This is a genomic window from Curtobacterium sp. S6 (genome assembly GCF_000710345.2).
GTDB lineage: Bacteria > Actinomycetota > Actinomycetes > Actinomycetales > Micrococcaceae > Rothia.
The window spans coordinates 1,420,084-1,438,347 of record NZ_JHEL01000015.1 but is presented as its reverse complement, the minus strand read 5'-3'; the positions used below and the strand labels follow the sequence as shown (position 1 = coordinate 1,438,347).

The 18,264-nt window shown below is 67.1% G+C and carries 15 protein-coding genes; 7 read left to right on the top strand and 8 right to left on the bottom strand.

All coding sequences use genetic code 11. The features are described 5' to 3' along the window. Positions 1–21 precede the first annotated feature (21 nt). The 4 genes from CURSPS6_RS08760 (at position 22) to CURSPS6_RS08745 (ending at position 4,288) form a co-directional block, all read left to right on the top strand. A complete protein-coding gene (locus CURSPS6_RS08760; protein ID WP_051687772.1) occupies positions 22–717 on the top strand; it encodes a helix-turn-helix transcriptional regulator in 696 nt (231 codons plus the stop codon). After that, complete coding sequence (locus tag CURSPS6_RS08755) at positions 714–1,832, top strand: PLP-dependent cysteine synthase family protein (protein ID WP_030015600.1); 1,119 nt, start codon at positions 714–716, stop codon at positions 1,830–1,832. The genes CURSPS6_RS08760 and CURSPS6_RS08755 overlap by 4 nt, the downstream gene beginning before the upstream one ends. 36 nt (positions 1,833–1,868) lie before the next feature. Beyond that, complete coding sequence (locus tag CURSPS6_RS08750; RefSeq protein ID WP_030015599.1) at positions 1,869–2,912, top strand: LacI family DNA-binding transcriptional regulator; 1,044 nt, start codon at positions 1,869–1,871, stop codon at positions 2,910–2,912. A 155-nt stretch (positions 2,913–3,067) separates the two neighbouring features. Continuing rightward, the gene (locus CURSPS6_RS08745; protein WP_030015597.1) at positions 3,068–4,288 is read left to right on the top strand and encodes a Gfo/Idh/MocA family protein; all 1,221 of its coding nucleotides are present in this window, start codon (positions 3,068–3,070) and stop codon (positions 4,286–4,288) included. Positions 4,289–4,357: 69 nt separating this feature from the next. On the opposite strand, the gene xdhC is transcribed toward CURSPS6_RS08745, so the two are convergent. The 3 genes from xdhC to CURSPS6_RS08730 are packed head-to-tail and all read right to left on the bottom strand — an operon-like array spanning position 4,358 to position 9,056. After that, on the bottom strand, positions 4,358–5,155 hold the full coding sequence (gene xdhC / locus CURSPS6_RS08740; protein WP_030015596.1) for a xanthine dehydrogenase accessory protein XdhC: 798 nt from the start codon (positions 5,153–5,155) through the stop codon (positions 4,358–4,360). Beyond that, entirely contained in the window at positions 5,155–7,590 is a 2,436-nt protein-coding gene (xdhB, locus tag CURSPS6_RS08735) for a xanthine dehydrogenase molybdopterin binding subunit (RefSeq protein ID WP_082470267.1), read from the bottom strand. The genes xdhC and xdhB overlap by 1 nt, the downstream gene beginning before the upstream one ends. Next, complete coding sequence (locus CURSPS6_RS08730) at positions 7,587–9,056, bottom strand: xanthine dehydrogenase small subunit (protein WP_030015594.1); 1,470 nt, start codon at positions 9,054–9,056, stop codon at positions 7,587–7,589. The genes xdhB and CURSPS6_RS08730 overlap by 4 nt, the downstream gene beginning before the upstream one ends. 747 nt (positions 9,057–9,803) lie before the next feature. Between CURSPS6_RS08730 and guaD the strand changes: the two genes are divergently transcribed. Both guaD and CURSPS6_RS08715 read left to right on the top strand, forming a co-directional pair. Next, on the top strand, positions 9,804–11,132 hold the full coding sequence (guaD, locus tag CURSPS6_RS08720; RefSeq protein ID WP_200910880.1) for a guanine deaminase: 1,329 nt from the start codon (positions 9,804–9,806) through the stop codon (positions 11,130–11,132). A 154-nt stretch (positions 11,133–11,286) separates the two neighbouring features. Then, positions 11,287–12,750: an NCS2 family permease gene (locus CURSPS6_RS08715; RefSeq protein ID WP_030015592.1), complete on the top strand. Its 1,464-nt coding sequence runs from the start codon at positions 11,287–11,289 to the stop codon at positions 12,748–12,750. A gap of 51 nt (positions 12,751–12,801) precedes the next feature. Here the strand turns inward: CURSPS6_RS08715 and CURSPS6_RS08710 are convergent, their stop codons facing one another. From CURSPS6_RS08710 to CURSPS6_RS08690, 5 genes are all read right to left on the bottom strand, one after another. Further along, entirely contained in the window at positions 12,802–13,569 is a 768-nt protein-coding gene (locus tag CURSPS6_RS08710) for a sulfite exporter TauE/SafE family protein (RefSeq protein ID WP_035810358.1), read from the bottom strand. 3 nt (positions 13,570–13,572) lie between these two features. Further along, entirely contained in the window at positions 13,573–14,463 is an 891-nt protein-coding gene (gene iolB, locus CURSPS6_RS08705; RefSeq protein ID WP_030015589.1) for a 5-deoxy-glucuronate isomerase, read from the bottom strand. Between the two features lie 59 nt (positions 14,464–14,522). Next, positions 14,523–15,260, bottom strand: a complete 738-nt coding sequence (locus CURSPS6_RS08700; protein WP_030015587.1) for a GntR family transcriptional regulator — start codon at positions 15,258–15,260, stop codon at positions 14,523–14,525. Positions 15,261–15,371: 111 nt separating this feature from the next. Then, complete coding sequence (locus tag CURSPS6_RS12365) at positions 15,372–16,001, bottom strand: RES family NAD+ phosphorylase (RefSeq protein ID WP_160319784.1); 630 nt, start codon at positions 15,999–16,001, stop codon at positions 15,372–15,374. Further along, positions 15,998–16,528 (bottom strand): hypothetical protein, encoded by a 531-nt coding sequence (locus CURSPS6_RS08690; RefSeq protein WP_030015585.1) that lies wholly within the window; start codon positions 16,526–16,528, stop codon positions 15,998–16,000. Before CURSPS6_RS08690 ends, CURSPS6_RS12365 begins: the two co-directional genes overlap by 4 nt. Before the next feature lie 276 nt (positions 16,529–16,804). Between CURSPS6_RS08690 and CURSPS6_RS08685 the strand changes: the two genes are divergently transcribed. Then, positions 16,805–18,253, top strand: a complete 1,449-nt coding sequence (locus CURSPS6_RS08685; protein ID WP_235503710.1) for a sugar porter family MFS transporter — start codon at positions 16,805–16,807, stop codon at positions 18,251–18,253. Positions 18,254–18,264 lie beyond the last annotated feature (11 nt).

Here is an 18,264-nt window from a genome sequence, read left to right as displayed (position 1 = left end):
TGACTGGGAGAAAGGACGGCCGTGAGCGACGTCGAGAGCGGGCAGAATCGCGAGATCCTGGATCTTCTGGCGGGCATCAGTGGCCCCCTCGCCCAGGCCTTGGGGAAGGGGTGTGAGGTCGTGGTCCACGACCTCACCAACCTCGAGAACTCCGTCTACGCGATCGCCGGCGGGGTGACCGGGCGTTCCGTGGGGGCGCCGCCGACCGACCTGCTGCTACGGCACGTCGTGGACGGCGCCGCCGAGCACGCCATCGGGTACCGGACCGAGCTTCCCGGAGGGCGCTCGGGCCGGTCCAGCACGATCATCATCCGCAATCCCCGCACCGACGAGGCCGTCGCCGCGCTGTGCCTGAACATCGACATCACCAACCTCGAGCAGGCGCAGGGCCTGTTGCGGTCCCTGCTCGATACGGGCATCGACGGTGCGTCGTCCGAGCCTCACGCCGAGGCGCGCCCACCCCGCGAGGCATTCCCGCACACGGTCAACGAGCTCACCACGCACCTCGTGACCGAGGTGATCGAGGCCGCGGGCGTCCCGGTGCATCTCATGAAGAAGGCCCACAAGGTCGAGGTCGTCGCCGAGCTCGATCGCCGCGGCGTCTTTCAGGTCAAAGAGGCCGTCGAAGAGGTCGCCAATTCGCTTCAGGTCACCCGATTCACGATTTACAACTATCTCAACGAGTTGCACGCGCGCTCGCAGGAAGGACTGTCATGATCCCCCAGAATTCCGGTGCACATCCCGTCGAAGACGACATCAACCGCTACGACGCCGAGACCCGTCGCTGGTTGTCCGAGGCGATCAAGGCCGTGCAGGCCGACGCCCAGCGTTCGGCCGACACCCACATGATCCGGGTGCCCCTCCCGACGGAATGGGGCGTGGATCTTTACCTCAAGGACGAGTCCAGCCACCCGACCGGATCGCTCAAGCATCGCCTGGCCAGGTCCCTGTTTCTCCATGCCCTGTGCAATGGATGGATCCGTCCGGGAAAGCCGGTGGTCGAGGCCTCCAGCGGTTCCACCGCGGTGTCCGAGGCGTACTTCTCCCGACTGATCGGCGTCCCGTTCATCGCCGTGATGTCCAAGACCACGAGCTCCCGCAAGGTCGAGCTCATCGAGTCCTACGGTGGCCGGTGCCACTTCGTCGACAGCCCGGACCAGGTCTACGCCGTCGCCGCGCAGCTGGCCCGCGAGGCCGACGGCCACTACATGGACCAGTTCACCTACGCCGAGCGGGCCACCGACTGGCGCGGCAACAACAACATCGCCGAGTCGATCTTCCAGCAGCTCCGGCTCGAAAAGCACCCGGAGCCCGCCTGGATCGTCGCGACCGCCGGAACCGGCGGAACCTCGGCCACGCTCGCGCGATACGTCCGGTACACGGGACGCTCGACCGGCATCTGCGTGGCCGACCCGGATAACTCGGCATTCTTTGCCGGGTGGCGCGACGAGAACCCGGACTCGACCACCGACACCGGCTCTCGCATCGAAGGCATCGGCCGCCAGCGCATGGAGGCCAGCTTCATGCCCGCGAGCATCGACCGGATGATGCACGTTCCCGACGCCGCGAGCGTCGCGGCCATCCGCCTGCTCGAACGGCTCATCGGCCGGAAGGCCGGCGGGTCCACGGGCACCGGGCTGTGGGCCGCCCTGAAGATCGTCTCGGACATGGTCGCGGCCGGGGAGCGCGGCAGCGTCGTGTCCCTGATCTGCGACGGCGGCGACCGCTACCTGGACAAGTACTACGACAGCCAGTGGCTGGCCCAGGCCGGTTTCGATGTCGAGGTGCATGCCGCCCGGCTTGACGAATTCATGCGCACCGGGCGCCTGTAGGGCGGTTCGGCGCGGGCCTGTGCCACGATGTGAACCATGAAGAAATCTCCCGAAGGGTCTTCGCGGCCGACGATCCGTGACGTCGCGGCGCTCGCCGGGGTGTCGAAGTCGCTGGTCTCCCTGGCCTTTCAGGACGGTTCGCGGGTGAGCCCCGAACGCCGGGACCGCATCATGGATGCCGCCCAGCGGTTGGGGTACCGCCCGAATCTCCTGGCTCGGTATCTGGCGGCGGAGGGTTCCCCGTTTGTGGGAATCCTGGTCGCGGACCTCAAGAACCCGGTCCTGACGGATATCGCAGAGTCCGTGAGGTCCGCGTTGCATCGGCAAGGGCACTACGGGCTCGTGGCAGGCGCCACGGACGTCGTGGATCGCTACCGAGGCGAGGACTACGGGACCATCGACGAACGCATCCTGGACATGTTCCGGGACCTTCGGCCCCGCGGTCTCGTGATCGTGGGGACCGCCGTGGACGAGAAATCTCTGCCCCCTGGCATGCCGGTGGTGTGCGCGAGCTCCGCGGTCGACGACGGCGCGACCACCCCCACCGTTCGGGTCGACGACGACGCCGGCATCCGCCTGGCCGTGGATCACCTTCGCGGGCTGGGCCACCGGCGGATCGGTTTCATCGGCGGTGCGGGCGGCGCCGTGGCCCGGGATCGATGGGCGGCCTATCTGCGCTGCATGGACGAATCAGGGGGCGAGGCGCGCGTCGAACAGGCCGGATTCACCGAGGCCGAGGGACGCGAGGCCGCGACGAGGCTGCTCGGGGTCCGGGATCGGCCCACGGCCGTGGTCGCCATGAGCGACCTGGTCGCGCTGGGCGCCCTCTCGGCGGCGGACGCCCTCGGGCTGGATGTACCGGGCGACGTCGCCCTGACCGGTTTCGACAACACCTCCATCGCGGCGATGCGGCGCATCGGCCTGACGTCCGTGGATCCGATGAACGACCACATCGGCCGGCGCGCGGCCGCGGTGGTCGCGGCCATGATGGAGCAACCCGGCCACCGGCCCGCGGACGCGACCGTGGCCCCCGCCTTGGCGGTGCGCCATTCCACGCAAGGGTCGGGCCGGGCGTCCTGAACGAGCGCGTGGTGCCGGGGCGAGGCCGAACCAATTCCTCCGACCTGCCACGAAGGCCCATTAAGTCTTGACATTAAAACAAGCTGAACCATAGTGTTTCAGGAAAATGGACCGGTCCAAAACTGGCGGTCGCAGCGTCTCAACGAGGAGAAATCATGGCAGATCAGCGCACCATCGGTGTGGGACTCATCAGCGTCGGGTGGATGGACAAGGTGCATTCCCGCGCCTACGCGAATCTCCCGGTCTTCTATCCCGAGCTGGGCATCAAGCCCCGCCTGGTCGCCGCCGCGGATACCGCGGAGGATCGCGTGGAGTACGCCGTCAACGTCCTGGGCTTCGAAACGGGGACCACCGACTACCACGAGGTCTTGAGCAATCCCGAGGTCGACGTCGTCTCGATCTGTGCCCCGAATTTCCTGCACGCCCAGATCGCCCGCGACGCCGCCGCCGCTGGCAAGGCGTTTTGGTTGGAAAAGCCGGCCGGTCGGTCGGCGGAAGAAACGCAGACCATCGCCGACGCCGCCGAGAAAGCCGGTGTGATCAGCGCCATCGGGTTCAACTACCGCAACGCTCCGGCGGTCGAATATGCCCGCAAGCTCGTCGCCGAGGGCAAGCTCGGGCGCATCACCAACGTTCGCGGCGCGTTCTTCGCGGACTATTCCGCGGACCCGCGCGGCGCCCTGTCCTGGAGATTCCGCCGGGACCTGGCCGGCTCGGGGGTCTTGGGGGACCTGATGGGCCACCTGATCGATCTGACGCACTATGTGGTCGGCCCCATCGGCGAGGTCACGGCGGCGACCTCCACGGTGTATACGGAACGGCCCGAGATGCCGATGGGCAGCGGAACCCACTTCGCGATCGTCGAGGACGGCGAGATGAAACCCGTGGAGAACGAGGACTACGCCGCGATGCTGGTTCGCTACGAGCAGCCCGCCGACGCCGCGGGCTCGCCCATCATCGGCTCGCTCGAGGCCTCCCGCGTGGCCAACGGTCCGCGCGCCGAATACGGCCTGGAGGTCTACGGCACGGAAGGGTCCCTGCGGTGGGACTTCGGCCGCATGAACGAATTGCAGCTGGCCCTGAACACCTCGTCGCACGTGGGATACACGACCATCATGGCCGGCGCGGACTTCGGAGACTTCTCGGTGTTCCAACCGGGCGCAGGAACACCCATGGGATACGACGACCTCAAGACCATCGAGGCGAAGAAGTTCCTGATGGCCTACCTCGGTGAGGATTCCCAACACGCCAGTATCCGCGACGGCCTCTTGGCGAATCGCGTGGTCTCGGCGGCCGAAGCCTCGGCGGAAAGCCGGGGCTGGGAACGGGTCTCCCCGGTCCCGGGCACCAGCGCCCAGGCGGGCTCGGCGCGCTGACCCGGCCGCGCGATCGCCCGGTGGGTCTTCGTGGGCCCGCCGGGGCGGGACCCGCCGGTCGGTGCGGCGTCAGGCCACGTCGAGCTCTTCCACCAGCGCCGCCGCGACGCTGATCGCGATGACCGCCGGGGACTTGCCCGTGATGCCGGGTATCCCGATGGGGCACGAGATCCGGTCGATGGCGACCTGGTCGTGGCCGAGGTCGCCGAGCTTCTTGCGAAAACGCGCCCACTTGGCGGAGGACCCGATCAGACCCACCATCCCCAGATCGTCGCGCCGCAGGGCCGTATCGCACATGATGAGGTCCTCGGAATGATCATGGGACATGATCAGCACGTGGCTGCCGGCCGGCAGGTCGTTGAGCGCGGCCTCCGGGGCCGGGGCGTGAATCACGCGCAGGGTGGCCGCGCCGTCCAGCTCGCCGACGGCGCGGGCGTCCGCCGTGGCCCCCGGTCGGCTGTCCACGAGGTGGAGGGCAACGGGCAGCCGGGAGAGCGAGCGCACGATCTCCAATCCCACGTGCCCGGCGCCGAAGATCGCCACGACCGGCGGGGCGGCGATCGGTTCGAGCAGAACCGTCACCTTCCCGCCACAGCACTGCTGACCGTAGCGGGTCGCGGCGTGCTCGTTGAGCGAGACCTCCTCGACCACGGGATCGGTCACGCGATCGGCGATCATCTGCCGGGCCCGATCCGTCAGGGTCGCCTCGAGGTTGCCGCCGCCGATCGTGTCCCACGCGTCCTCGGCCGTGACGACCATCTTGGCACCGGCACCGCGAGGCGAGTGGCCCCGCACGGAGGTCAGCGTCACCAGGACTCCAGCGGCGCCCTGATCGTGCAACCGCTGGAGCCCCGTCAACCACTGCATCAGACCGACTCGGCTTTTCGCGTGGGGCGTTCCGCGGCGTCGGCGGCCGGCACTGGGGTGGCCGTGGCCGCCGCGCGCTGGGGTCCGGCGTCGTCGGCCTCCCAGGAACGCTCGGCCTCCTGGATGGCCCAGTACACGGCCTCGGGGGTCGACGGGCAGCCGAGGTCGACCTCAACGCCTTCCGGACCGAAGGCCTCGACCGCGGTCCTCAGCGCCTCCCGGACGCTCATCGCGAGCATCAGTGGGGGCTCGCCGACGGCCTTGGACCCGTAGACGACGCCGCTCTCGGTGGCACGTTCGTACAGGTGCACGTTGAACTCGCCGGGCAGCTCGGAGAAGCTGGGCAACTTATACGTGCTCGCCGCCTGCGTGGCGAGCCGACCGCGTCGCTCCCCGTCGGAGGTGTCCCAGCGCAATTCTTCGAGGGTCAGCCATCCGGTACCTTGCACAAAGCCGCCCTCGATCTGGCCGACGTCCACGAGCGGGGAGAGGGAGTCTCCGACGTCGTGGACGATGTCCGTGCGCAAGACCCGGTACGCCCCCGTGAACGCGTCGACCTCGACCTCGGTCGCCGCGGCGCCGTACGCGAAGTACTTGAACGGGGAACCGTGCATGGTCGAGGAGTCCCAGTGGATTCCCTCGGTGCGGTAGTAACCGGCGGCGAAGAGCTGGACCCTCTGCATATAGGCATCCGAGACGACCTGCTCGAAGGGGACCGGGTCTTTGCCGAGAGCGGCGACGCCGTCGCCGTCGAACCGGACGTCGTGCGGGTTGGCCCCGAAGGTTCCGGCCGCGACTTGGGCGAGACGCTCGCGAATTTGCTCGCAGGCGTTCTTGACCGCACCGCCGTTGAGGTCGGCGCCCGAACTCGCCGCGGTCGCGGAGGTGTTCGGCACCTTATCCGTGCGGGTCGGGGCCAGGCGCACCCGATCGAGCCGAACACCGAGCGTGGTCGCCGCGACCTGCCGCATCTTGGTGTGCAGGCCCTGCCCCATCTCGGTTCCGCCGTGATTGATCAGGATCGAGCCGTCCTTGTAGACGTGCACCAGCGCCCCGGCCTGGTTGAAGGCCGCGAAGTTGAAGGAGATGCCGAACTTGACCGGGGTCATCGCCAGGGAACGTTTGGTGTGCGTGTGCCCGGCGTTGAACTCGGCGATCTCTGCCTTGCGGCGCACGACCTCGGCCCGCTCCGCGAGCGTCGACCAGATGTCGGGCATCCGCTCGGCGTGACGAACCGGCTGCCCGTACGGGGTCGTGTCGCCCGGCTGGTAGAAGTTGCGGCGTCGCAGCTCGCCCGCGTCGATGCCGAGCAGGGGAGCGCATCGGCCCAGTATATTTTCCAGAACCAGCATGCCCTGCGGCCCGCCGAATCCACGGAAGGCCGTCTGGGAGGTCTTATTCGTCTGGGCGATTCGCCCGTGAACCGTGACGTTGGGGATCATGTAGGCGTTGTCGATGTGGCACATCGCCCGGGAGAGCACCGGCTCCGAGAGGTCCATCGACCAGCCGCCGTCGCTCGTCAGCGTGGCCTCCAAGGCGGTGAGCTTGCCGGACTCGTCGAACCCGACCTCCCACTCGGCGTGGAAGGGGTGGCGTTTTCCGGTCATCGTGATGTCCTGGGTCCGCGTCAGGCGCAGGCTGACCGGCCGCCCGGTGCGCACCGCGGCCAAAGCGGCGACCGCGGCAAGACCGTGCGGTTGCATTTCCTTGCCGCCGAACGCGCCGCCCATGCGCAGAGACTGCACCGTGACCTCGTGGCTCGACAACCCCAGGACGTGGGCGACGATCTCTTGGGTCTCGGTCGGGTGCTGCGTCGAGGAATTCACCATGACTTGGCCGCCCTCGTCCACCCGGGCGAAGGAAGCATGGGTCTCGAGGTAGAAGTGCTCCTGACCGCCGAACTCGAAGCTCCCGCGGTATCGGTGCGCGGAGCCTTCCAGTGCGGGCGCGGAGTCCCCGCGTTCCATGAGGTGTTGCGGGCCCTGGAAGCTCTGCGCCTCGATCGCCTCCGTGAGGGTCACGATCGAGGAGAGCGGCTCGTAGTCGACCTCCACGGCCTCGGCGCCGATGCGGGCCGCCTCCGTGGATTCGCCGATCACCCAGCACACCGCATGGCCGAAGAACATGGCTTCGGAGGGGAACAACGGCTCGTCGTGCTTGACCCCGGCGTCGTTGAGTCCGGGGACGGCATCCGCGGTCAAGATGTCCACCACGCCGGGGACCTCCCACGCGGCGCCGAGGCGCATGTCGGTGATGCGGGCGTGCGCGTGGGGAGACTGCACCGGCCACGCGTGCAACGAGGCCTTGTCGCGGGTCGCGAGGTCGTGGGTGTACAGGGCCTCGCCGGTGACGTGCTGAGCCGCGGACTCGTGGGCGACGCGCGTTCCGACGCCGGCCGGATCCTGACTGGCGGGATCATGGATCAAGGCGGTCATGAGATCACTCCTGCAAATTCGGAGGGACGGTACTGGGCGAAGAAGCGCATCATGGACTGCTCGAGCATCGCCGAGCGGTAGCGCGAACTGGCCCGGTGGTCGTCCATCGGGGTGCTTTCGGCGGTCATCGCGGCGGAGGCCTCTCGGGCGGTCTCTTCCGTCCAGGGGCGGCCGAGCAACGTTTGCTCCGCGGCGAGGGCCCGGATTGGAGTGGCGGCGACGCCGCCCATCCCAATGCGGATCGAGGAGACCCGGCCGTCGTCGATGTGCATGGCAAAGGCCGTGGAGACCGACGAGATGTCGTCGAACCGTCGCTTGGCGACCTTATAAAAGGCCGTCGTTGAGGCGAGGGGCATCGGAATGCGGACGGCCCGAATCAGCTCACCCGGGCGGCGCACCGTCTGGCGGTAACCCGTGAAGTACTCCGAAATCGGGACCGTGCGCTCGCCCGCCGTGGAGTACAGCACCAAGGACGCGTCGAGGGCCAAGAGCACCGGGGCGGAGTCGCCGATGGGGGAGCCGGTGCCCAGGTTGCCGCCGAAGGTCGCACTGTTGCGGATCAGCCGCGAGGCGAATTGCGGAAAGAGCTGGCCCAGGAGGGGGATGCGGCCGTCCAGGCGCCGTTCGAGTTCGGACAGCGTCATGGCCGCGCCGAGTTCCGCGTGGTCTTCCTCGAAGCGGAAGGTTCGCAGGTCGTCGAGGTGGTCGACGGCCAGCACCGTCTCGGGCCGGGTGTGCCGAATGTTCGTCTCGACGCCGACGTCCGTGCCCCCGGCCAGGAGTACGGCGTCAGGCTGCTCGGCGTAGCGCTGCGCGAGTTCCGCGAGGCTGCTGGGGCGGATGAACGCCGAGGACTCTCCGCGCACCTCGGTGGGGCACGCCCGAGGGGCCGCGACGGACTGGCGCTCGAAGAGGGGGTCGTCGCCCTGGGGCGAACCGAGGGCATAAGCGGCGTCCTTGATGGGCCGGTATCCCGTGCAGCGGCAGAGATTGCCGCTGAGGGCGTGCAGATCGAAGCCGTTGGGGCCGGTTTCCTCGCCGACCTCCGCGGCCGAGACCGGCGTGCGCTCGGGGCGGTAATACTCGGCGGCCATCGAGCACACGAAACCGGGCGTGCAGAAGCCGCACTGGGAGCCACCGCGGTACGCCATTTCCTGCTGAACCGGGTGGAGGTCCTCGACGGACCCGGGCCCGGGGCTCGTCCCGAGGCCCTCGGAGGTCACGATCTCTTGGCCGTTGCAGGCGAGGGCGGGGGTGAGGCACGCGTTGATCGAGGTCCAGCGGGATCCGCCGGCGGCATCGGGGCGGGCGATCATGATGGCGCACGCGCCGCACTCGCCCTCGGCACAGCCTTCCTTGGCCCCGGTCAGGCCCGCGTCTCGGAGCCAGTCCAGCAGATTGAGGTGCACGGGAGGAGCGGCGCCCTCCCGTGACTGACCATTGACGGTGATGTGAAATGACCCCATCACGTCCTCCTTGATCGAGTCGTCGTGAGATTTCCGAGAACGACGCCCGCAGGATCTGACCCCAGGTGGATTTCGCCATTCTTCGCCGGAGGTGCTCCATCACACGGTGAGGTGTGCCGAGTAAATCCTTCCAAAATTTTGTATTGAGCACGATGCTAACACTTATCGTGGAATCGATTATCCGCATCGTGAAAGCCAGGGGCGATATCGAGGTGCGCGACGTGCGTTCACCCTTGATCTGCCGCGGTAGGGCCCGGAAAGTCATGATGTGATGTGGATTTCTTGTGAGCTGATCAGTGGGCGATGATGGTGATTCTCCTCCGAGGTGCTCGCGGTCACGATGGCGCTTATTGGTGTCGCGTCGACGGATTTCCCCCGAGCATGCCGCGTGCGGTGAGGCACGGGCAGATCTTTTCCCGCGGGGCTTGTCAAGATCTGAGTGAGTCAGGTTACACTGGGGTCCACAATGCGGATTTGCATTACCGCATTGCGGAATTATCCCTCGCACCACACATGGAGCGGAGAGGGCATGAGATCACCTCTCACCCCACCGCCGGAAGGTTCGCACGCGATGAGCAGCGACAAGATCCCCGAGCGATCGTCCCGTCGAACCCGCACGACCACGAGAGTGAGGGCCGCACGATGAACCGGCAGATCCCTGACCACGGTATCGGCGAGCCCCTCGTGGCGGATTCGCATCCCGCGTCGGCCTCACGGCCTGGACGCCAGACGAACGGAGAATCAGCGATGCTCAATACCCTAGAACGACGGCAGCCCCGCGCCTCGGACACCGTCACCTCGATGACCCGGATCATCACCGGACACGTGGTTACGCCTCTGGGCGGGGATTCGCGGGAGACCCTCGACCTCGAGCGCGGCGCGGTCGTGGTGCGCGACGGACAAATCCTTGCCGTGGGCGAGGCCCGCGACATGGTCTCCGAGCATCCTTCCGCATCCGTGGAATCCTACGGTGACCGGTTGATCGTGCCGGGATTCGTCGACTGCCACGCACACTATTCCCAGATGAACATGATCGCCTCGCCGGGTTTGCAGTTGCTGGAATGGCTCACGAACTTCACCTTCCCCGCGGAGGCGGAATTCGCCGACCCCGAACACTGCGCCTCGATGGCCGACTTCTTCACCAATCAGCTGATCGCCCACGGCGTCACCTCGGCGTGCGTCTACGCGACCGTCCACCCGGAGTCGGTGCGGGCGCTTTTCCGATCCGCTCGCGCCAAGAAACTTCGGATCATGACGGGCAAGGTCTGCATGGACCGCAACGCGCCGGAGTACCTGCTCGATACCCCGGAGCAGGCCTACGAACAGAGCCGGGAGCTGCTGGAGGAGTGGCACGGCGTCGATCGCCTCGAATACGCGATCACCCCGCGGTTTGCCCCCACCTCCTCGACGCGCCAGCTTGAGCTGCTGGGACAGCTGGCCCAGGAGCACCCGGAGGCGGTCATCCAGACGCACCTTTCCGAGAACCCCTCCGAGTGCGCGTGGGTCAAGGAGCTGTTCCCGGACGAATCGGACTACACGGCCGTCTACGAACGATTCGGCCTGGTCCGACGGCGGGCGGTCTTCGGCCACGCGACCCATGTTTCGGAGGATGAGCTCCGGCGCTTGGGCTCGGCCCGCGCCTCCCTGGCGCACTGCCCGACCTCCAATCTGTTCCTCGGCTCTGGACTCTTTACCCTCAAGAAGAACGGGCAGACCCCCGGGCTGCGGATCGGTCTCGGATCCGACGTCGGCGCAGGCACCAGCCTGTCGCCCCTGGCCTCGCTCAACGAGGCCTATAAGGTCAGCCGTTCCGTCGGCGGGCCGCTCGACTCCTTCGAGGCGTTGCGGTTGGCGACCCTGGACGGCGCCGAGGCGCTGGGCACCGACTCCTCCGTCGGGAGCCTGGAACCGGGCAAGGACGCGGATCTGGTGGTCCTGGACCCTGAGACCAACGCGGTGCTCCGGCGACGCGCGGCCCACGCCCAGACCACCTCCGAACTGCTGTTCGCGATGATGATGCTCGGTGACGATCGAACGGTGCACAGCGTCTACGTTGCCGGATCGAAATCGAGATGATGCTCCCCGGGTCCGGCAGCCTCCGGTTGCCCCGCCCGCGACGAACGGTGTTTTCCGCCTGAGGAAAGGCATCGAGGAATCCCCTTCACACCCGCCAGTCCCCACAACAATCTCCATTTCGGTTCCAGAAATGGCAGGGAAACAGAGGCACACCATGGCTGTAGACCAGATGACCGACGAAGAGCGGCCGACGAGGCGTCGCTCCGCGCTGGACCGCTTCTTCGAGATCACCTCCCGCGGCTCCACGATCAAACAAGAACTCCGCGGTGGGCTCGTCGCGTTCGTGGCCATGGCCTACATCGTGGTCCTGAACCCGCTGATCCTCGGCGCGGCCCAAGACGTCGATGGGAATAGTCTTAACTTCGCCCAGCTGACCGCCGTGACGGGGCTCGTGGCCGGAGGCGTGACGGTGCTCTTCGGCGTCGTCGCCCGCCTTCCGTTTGCGCTGGCCGCCGGCCTGGGGATGAACAGCTTCCTCGCGGTGTCGGTGGTGCAGGACGTTTCCTGGCCCGAAGCGATGGGGCTGGTCATCATCAACGGCATCATCATCGTGTTTCTCGGGGCCACCGGCATCCGAACCGCGATCTTCCACGCGGTGCCGGCCCAACTCAAAACGGCCATCACCGTGGGCATCGGCTTGTTCATCGCGTTCATCGGATTCGTGAACTCGGGATTCGTCACCAGGACCCCGGATGGTCCGCCGGTCCAGCTGGGCCAGGGCGGTTCGATCACCGCGTTGCCCACCGTGATCTTCATCTTCGCGCTGTTGCTGATCGGTGTGCTCGTGACCCGCAGGGTTCCCGGCGGAATCCTGATCGGCATGATCGTCGCGACCGTGGTCTCGATCATCGTGCAGGCCTTCGCGCACCTCGGGACCGTGGGCGACCCCAAAAACCCCGATCCCCAGGGATGGAACCTGAGTGCCCCCGAACTTCCGAGCCACGTGGTGGCCATGCCGGACTTCGGGCTCGTGGGCGCGTTCGACCTCTTCGGTTCCTTCGAGCGGATCGGCGCGCTGTCGGTGATCATGCTGGTGTTCACCTTGCTGTTCACCAACTTCTTCGACGCCATGGGAACCATGACGGGGCTCGCCGGGAACGCCGGGCTCGCCAAGGCGGACGGGACCTTCCCCCGAATTCGGCAGGCGTTCATCGTCGAGGGCATCGGCGCCGTCGCCGGCGGTGGCGCTTCGGCCTCGTCGAACACCGTGTTCGTGGACTCGGCCGCCGGCGTCGCCGAGGGGGCCCGCACCGGCCTGGCCGCGTGCGTGACCGGGGTGCTGTTCCTGGTCTCGATGTTCTTCACCCCGTTGATCGAGGTGATCCCCATGGAGGCCGGGGCCGCCGCGCTGGTGGTCGTGGGTTCCATGATGGTCGTGCAGATCCAGGAGATCGAGATGAAGGACTTCCGCGTTTCCTTGCCGGTGTTCCTGACGATCGTCTCGATGCCCCTGACCTATTCGATCGCCAACGGCATCGGCGTCGGGTTCATCTCCTGGGCCGTGATCCACGTGCTCACGGGTCGGGGCCGCCAGGTGCACTGGTTGATGTGGGTGGTCTCCGCCGGATTCCTGCTCTATTTCACCCGCGACGCGATCACCTCGGCCCTCGGCGCCTGAGGGTTGTCCCCGCCGCCTGACCGCTGATCTGACGCTCGGAGCTTCCGGGCGTCAGATCAGCAGGTAGAGGGCGCCGAGCACCGTCACGACGATCACGGCGACGTCGAAGACGCTCTGCCGGATGCGGCGGGCCGCCCACCGGCCCGCGAAGGCGCCGGCGACCACGGCCGGGACGAGCACCGCGTCCACGAGCAGCGATGGTGGTGTCACGAGCCCCAGGCCGATGGACACCGGGAGCTTGATGACGTTCATCGTCGCGAAGAACCAGGCGGCCGTCCCCAGAAATGCGTGCACCGGGAACCGGGCGGCCAGGAAGTACATCGACATGACCGGCCCGCCGGCATTCGCGACCATGGTCGTGAACCCGCCGAGGGACCCGTAGCCCGCGGTCGCGAACCGCGAGGCCTGCTCGTGGTGAGGTCGTTCGGAGGGACCGGGGGCGGTGGCGCGCCGGCGGCGCTGCCACAGGGTCAGGCCCATGAGCATGAGCAACAGGATGCCGATGACGCGACGCACCACGCCGTCGCCGGCGAAGGCCAGAAACAGGCCCCCGACGGCCAGGCCCACCAGAACGGCCGGGATCATCCGGATGAGGGTGGGCCAGTGCGCGCTACGGCGGTAGGTCCACAGGGCGAAGGCGTCCCCGACCATCAGCAAAATCAACAGCGCGCCGGTGGACGGCTTGGCGGGCAGGATCGCGGCGAAGAGGGCGACCGAGAGCGTGTTGATCCCGGGCAGGGCCGTTTTGGAGAAGCCCACCAGGGCCGCAGCAACCGCCAATCCCGTCCAGGCGAGCCAGCTCAGTTCGGAGAATGCCAAGGATCAGCGGCCAAACGGCAGGCGCGCGTCGATCTCCTGAGCGTCCCACTGCTGGCGAACCCACCCGTGATGCGGGTCGTCGCTGATGAGCCAGCTCCGGACGGGACCCGGGCCGGCCATGACATTGAGGTAGTACATGTCGTAGCCGGGAGGGGCCATGGCCGGACCGTGCCAGCCGTAGGGGACCAGCACGACGTCGCCCGTGCGGACCTCGGTGTTGACGTCGATCGGGCGCTCGTCGGAGGCGTAGACACGCTGGTACCCGATGGCGTCGGTGGCTTCGGCCGGGGCGTCCGGCGTGACGCGCGTTTCGAAGTAGTAGATCTCCTCGAGCCGGGTTTCCTGGCCTTCCTTCTCTTCGTCGTGCTTATGCGGCGGGTAGGAGGACCAGTTTCCGGCGGGGGTGAGCACCTCGCAGACGATGAACCGATCCGCCTCGAGCGCGGCGGGCGTGCCGAAATTGCGGACTTCGCGGGAGCAATTGCCCGCTCCGCGGAGTTCGAGGGGCGCCTCCTGCTTGGTGATCAGGCGGGTCGGGTAGGACTCGCGGGCGGGGGCGGAGGCCACGGCCAACCGGACTCCCGCGTCGCCGGAGATCTCGACCGCCTTCTCGACCCCCGTGTAGAGCACGTCGGTGGGTCCGGCGAAGACGGACTCGCGTCCCGAGAGGCGGTAGGTCTGGCCGTCGACCACGGCGGTCACGTCCCCGGACAGCGGGATGATGATGCGTTCTTCGGCCACGGCGTCCAGCGTGAGCGGACGGTCGGACAGCGTCGCGGTCTTCAGGCCGGTGTGTTCCCACCCGTCGACCGTGGTCGCGGAGTCGTAGGCGCCCAGGGAGAGATCCCACGGACCGTCGCTGGCGCTTCCGGCGGGGTATACCCAATTCGTCATGTTCGCATGTCCTTTCGTGATGCCGTGTATCGGGGGTTGCGGGGTTCGGCCCGCTCCGCTTAGGCGGAGAGGGTGACTTCGAAAGAGTAGGAATCGGCGCGGTAGACGTGCCGACCGGTCTCGGCGCGGCGCCCGACGTCGTCGGTCGCGGTGCGGGACATCGTGACCAAGGCGGATCCGGGAGTGGTGTGCAGCAGCTTGGCCTGATCGTTCGTCGCGACGGCCGCGCCGATTTTCTGCTGGGCGAGCCGGAAGTTGATGCCCTGCTGACGCAGGATCGTGTAGAGCCCGTGCTCTTCGAGGGCCTCGCGGCTCAGGTCGGCGATGTCCAGGGGGACCCAGTTCTCCATGACCGCCAGCGGGGTGCCGTTGCGGCTGCGGACTCGTCGGAAGTGATAGACCGTGGTACCGGGCGCGACCTTGAGCCGCTCGGCGACGTCCTCGGGGGCGGGGGACTGCTCGAAATCCAGCACCTCGGTGGTGGGTTGGGCCCGGTCCTGGCTGAGGTCCTCGTACAGCGAGGTCAGCCCCACCGAACGGCGGACCTCCGAGGCAACCACCTGGGTCCCGACGCCGCGCTTGCGCACCAGCAACCCGGAACGCACGAGCTCGTCCATGGCCTTGCGCACCGTGGGACGGGACAGGTGGAGATCCTTGGCCAGGGACAGCTCGTTGTCGAGCATGGTCCCGGGCGGGAGGTCGCCTTCCGAGATCGCCGTTTCGATGCCGTGCACAAGCTGGTGATACAGGGGGACCGGGGATGATCGGTCGATCGTGACGTTGAGGGATGTGGCCATGGGGTTCTCCAACGGTGGTTACTGAGAGATTGTCTCTTTGTAAGGACAATATGAGTTAACCGTAACATGTGGCGCCCGCCACGTGTCGAGAGGCCGCTCCTCGGCGCGTGGTCAGGGGTCGATGTTCAGGTCACGGTCTTTGGGTAGCGGGTCCACGGCCAGCCCCAGCTCTTCGGTGAGGATTCTCGTGAGCTCGCGCGCGGCCTCGGGAGTGTCCCCGACGGGGTGTTCGCCGGCCGGACCGAACAGGTAGAGGCAGGCATTGTGAGAGCCTGCGGCGAACCTGGATCTGGACGTCAAGCCGCCGAAACCGGCTTGGCGGAAAGCTTCAGCCCAGGCTCGGGTGAGTTTATAGGCATCGTGCATCGGCGCGGTGATATCGGCCAGGACGATTCCGAATTGTGGTGCGGTTTGGGCCGTGAGGTCAGCGACGACCGCCGGATTGAGGGCCAGCGGGGTGACCCTCATGTCCGCGACGTCGACGGCCGGTATGGCCCGGGATCCGACCAATCGGGGGCCTAGTGCTTCTCGGGCGGCCGTGGACGGGCTTTGGGCGAGATTGAGTGTCCCGTGAGGGGCATGGAGGTTGAAGCGTCCAGGGGTCGACGAGAACCACCACGGGCTGTGGTGAGAGCGGTGGACTCGCCACCACGTCGTGGCAGCCGTGATCTTCCGGGCCGGGAAGTCGACGTATAGCTCAGGGGCCCCTGGTGGTTTCAGGGTGCTGAGGTGACGGTTCACCGCGTGTGATCCCGCCACCGAGCGGCCTGATCGTCGGCTTCCGCGATGAGCCGCGACCGTTCCGTCGTGGTCCCGGAGTCAATGATCTCCAGAGGTGTTGCACTGTGGCCGGTAGCCGGAGAGGATGCGGTCAGCCAATAGGTCACCGTCCACGGGTCTATGCCCGCACCCAGCAGGGTCTTGATGATCCGTCGGAACAACGCGCTCGGACCCTGGGGCTCGGTGAATTGGAAAGCGGGGAACAGGTAGGTTCCGTCCGCGGTCCTGACCCGGAGCAGGGAGTCACGCTCGACGCGGGCGTTGAGTGCTTGGCGGCTGATGCCCAGCAGATCGCGAACCCGGGCGGTGGTATAGAAAGTTCCGACGCGGTGGCTGAGTCGCAAGCTGGTGCGTGCGGCCTCGGTGGCGGAGTGGACCACGCGGCGGATGTCTTCGGTGGAGGCGGCGACCAGTTGCCCTGAATCTTCGAGTTCGTGGGTGAACTTGTCGAAGAGTTCGAGCATGTCCTCCCGGGTTGTGGCGGCCATGGTTCCATCCTTCCTTGAGCGGTGCCTCCAGCATACGAAAACCGTCAATGGGTGACAACGTCTATTAGCCACGTCGTCAATCTCTGTCAATATTTAAGGGATCGGTGCGCGCGGATGCTCCGCGTGGTTCCCGGGCCCGGGTGCACCCAGAATCGCGGCCGCCGGGTTCTCGCGAGGGGCGCGCGTCACATGGGGCCCCGAGGATGCGGTTCGGCCACTACATTGTGAAGGTATGTAGTGACACATCTCGCACCACAGAAGAGGAGGGCCGTCATCGTGCCCCGCACGCCCAAGCCGCTGCCGCATCACTTTACGGAAACCACGCCGCAACCGATCCAGGAGACCAAGCTGACCGGGAAGATGAGGGTCGCCGCCTTCGTCCTGACCATCGGGGGGCTCCTCTTCGGCTACGACACGGGCGTCATCAACGGCGCGTTGCCCTCGATGGCCGTCGACTTCGACATGCCCACCAAGTACGAGGGCTTCGTGACCTCGGCCCTCCAATTTGGTGCGATCTTTGGCGCGATCTTCGGTGGCCGGTTCTCGGATCGCTACGGCCGACACCGGACCGTTCTCATCGTCGCGATGCTCTTCACGGTGGCCGCGGTCGGCTCCGTGCTGTCGCCCACCTGGTGGGTGCTCTCGCTCTTCCGCATCGTCCTGGGCCTCGCGGTCGGCGGCGCCTCGGTGACCGTCCCGGTGTACCTGGCCGAACTCGCCCCGACCCATCTCAGGGGGCGCGTGATCTCGCAGAACGAGTTCATGGTGGTCCTGGGGCAGCTTCTGGCCTTCGGCTTCAACGCGGGAATCGCGGGAGTGGCCGGCTCCGATCAGGCCGGAACCTGGCGGTGGATGCTCGCAATCTGCATCATCCCCGCGATCGTCTTGTGGGCCGGCATGATCGCCGTCCCCGAGTCCCCGCGCTGGCTTGCCCGCGGCGGGCGCATCGACGAGATGCTCTCGGTGCTTCGACAGGTGCGCGAGCACACCTTCACCCAGGCCGAGGTGGATGAGGTGCGCACGATGGCCGAACGCGACGAGCAGGCGGCCTCCGGGACCCTCAAGGACATCTTCGGTACCACCTGGATCCGCCGCATCCTGTTCATCGGCATCGGTATGGCGATCATCAACCAGATCTCCGGTATTAACGTGGTGCAGTACTACGGGGTGACGATCCTGACCGACGCGGGCTTCGTGGGCAATACGGCCTTCGTCGTGAATCTGCTGATCGGCCTGGCCGGGGTGATCGGCGTGGGCGTGGCCCTCGCGATCGTCCCGCACGTCCGACGGAAAATGATGCTCAGCGTCGGGCTCACGGGGACCATCGTGATGCTGTCCATCCTCGCGCTCTCCTCGATGCTCATCGACAACGACGTCGCCGCCAAGCGCTGGATCGTCCTGGCCTCGATCGTGATCTTCGTGGGCATCTCGCAGTGCGCGATCGGCACCATGACCTGGTTGTACATGTCCGAGATCTACCCCCTGCCGGTGCGCGGCATCGCGATGGGCGTCAGCACGGGCGTTCAGTGGAGCGTGAATTTCCTGGTCGCGCTGTTCTTCCCGTTGCTGTCCGCGGCGATCGGCTTCGGCGCGACCATCGGGATCTTCGTGGTCCTCCAGATCATCGCCCTGACATGGGTCCGGATCAAGGTCCCCGAGACCAAGGACAAGTCCCTCGAGATGATCGAGGAGGAGTTCCGCGGCCGCGTCCCGGCGGCCTCCTGACCTGCGGCAAG

What these genes read in the sequence shown, in the direction of transcription:
- CURSPS6_RS08755 (WP_030015600.1), top strand. Translation starts at nt 714, where the DNA reads ATGATCCCCCAGAATTCCGGTGCACATCCCGTCGAAGACGACATCAAC.
- CURSPS6_RS08750 (WP_030015599.1), top strand. Translation starts at nt 1,869, where the DNA reads ATGAAGAAATCTCCCGAAGGGTCTTCGCGGCCGACGATCCGTGACGTC.
- CURSPS6_RS08745 (WP_030015597.1), top strand. Translation starts at nt 3,068, where the DNA reads ATGGCAGATCAGCGCACCATCGGTGTGGGACTCATCAGCGTCGGGTGG.
- xdhC (WP_030015596.1), bottom strand. Translation starts at nt 5,155, where the DNA reads ATGCAGTGGTTGACGGGGCTCCAGCGGTTGCACGATCAGGGCGCCGCT.
- xdhB (WP_082470267.1), bottom strand. Translation starts at nt 7,590, where the DNA reads ATGACCGCCTTGATCCATGATCCCGCCAGTCAGGATCCGGCCGGCGTC.
- CURSPS6_RS08730 (WP_030015594.1), bottom strand. Translation starts at nt 9,056, where the DNA reads ATGGGGTCATTTCACATCACCGTCAATGGTCAGTCACGGGAGGGCGCC.
- guaD (WP_200910880.1), top strand. Translation starts at nt 9,804, where the DNA reads ATGCTCAATACCCTAGAACGACGGCAGCCCCGCGCCTCGGACACCGTC.
- CURSPS6_RS08715 (WP_030015592.1), top strand. Translation starts at nt 11,287, where the DNA reads ATGGCTGTAGACCAGATGACCGACGAAGAGCGGCCGACGAGGCGTCGC.
- iolB (WP_030015589.1), bottom strand. Translation starts at nt 14,463, where the DNA reads ATGACGAATTGGGTATACCCCGCCGGAAGCGCCAGCGACGGTCCGTGG.
- CURSPS6_RS08700 (WP_030015587.1), bottom strand. Translation starts at nt 15,260, where the DNA reads ATGGCCACATCCCTCAACGTCACGATCGACCGATCATCCCCGGTCCCC.
- CURSPS6_RS08690 (WP_030015585.1), bottom strand. Translation starts at nt 16,528, where the DNA reads ATGGCCGCCACAACCCGGGAGGACATGCTCGAACTCTTCGACAAGTTC.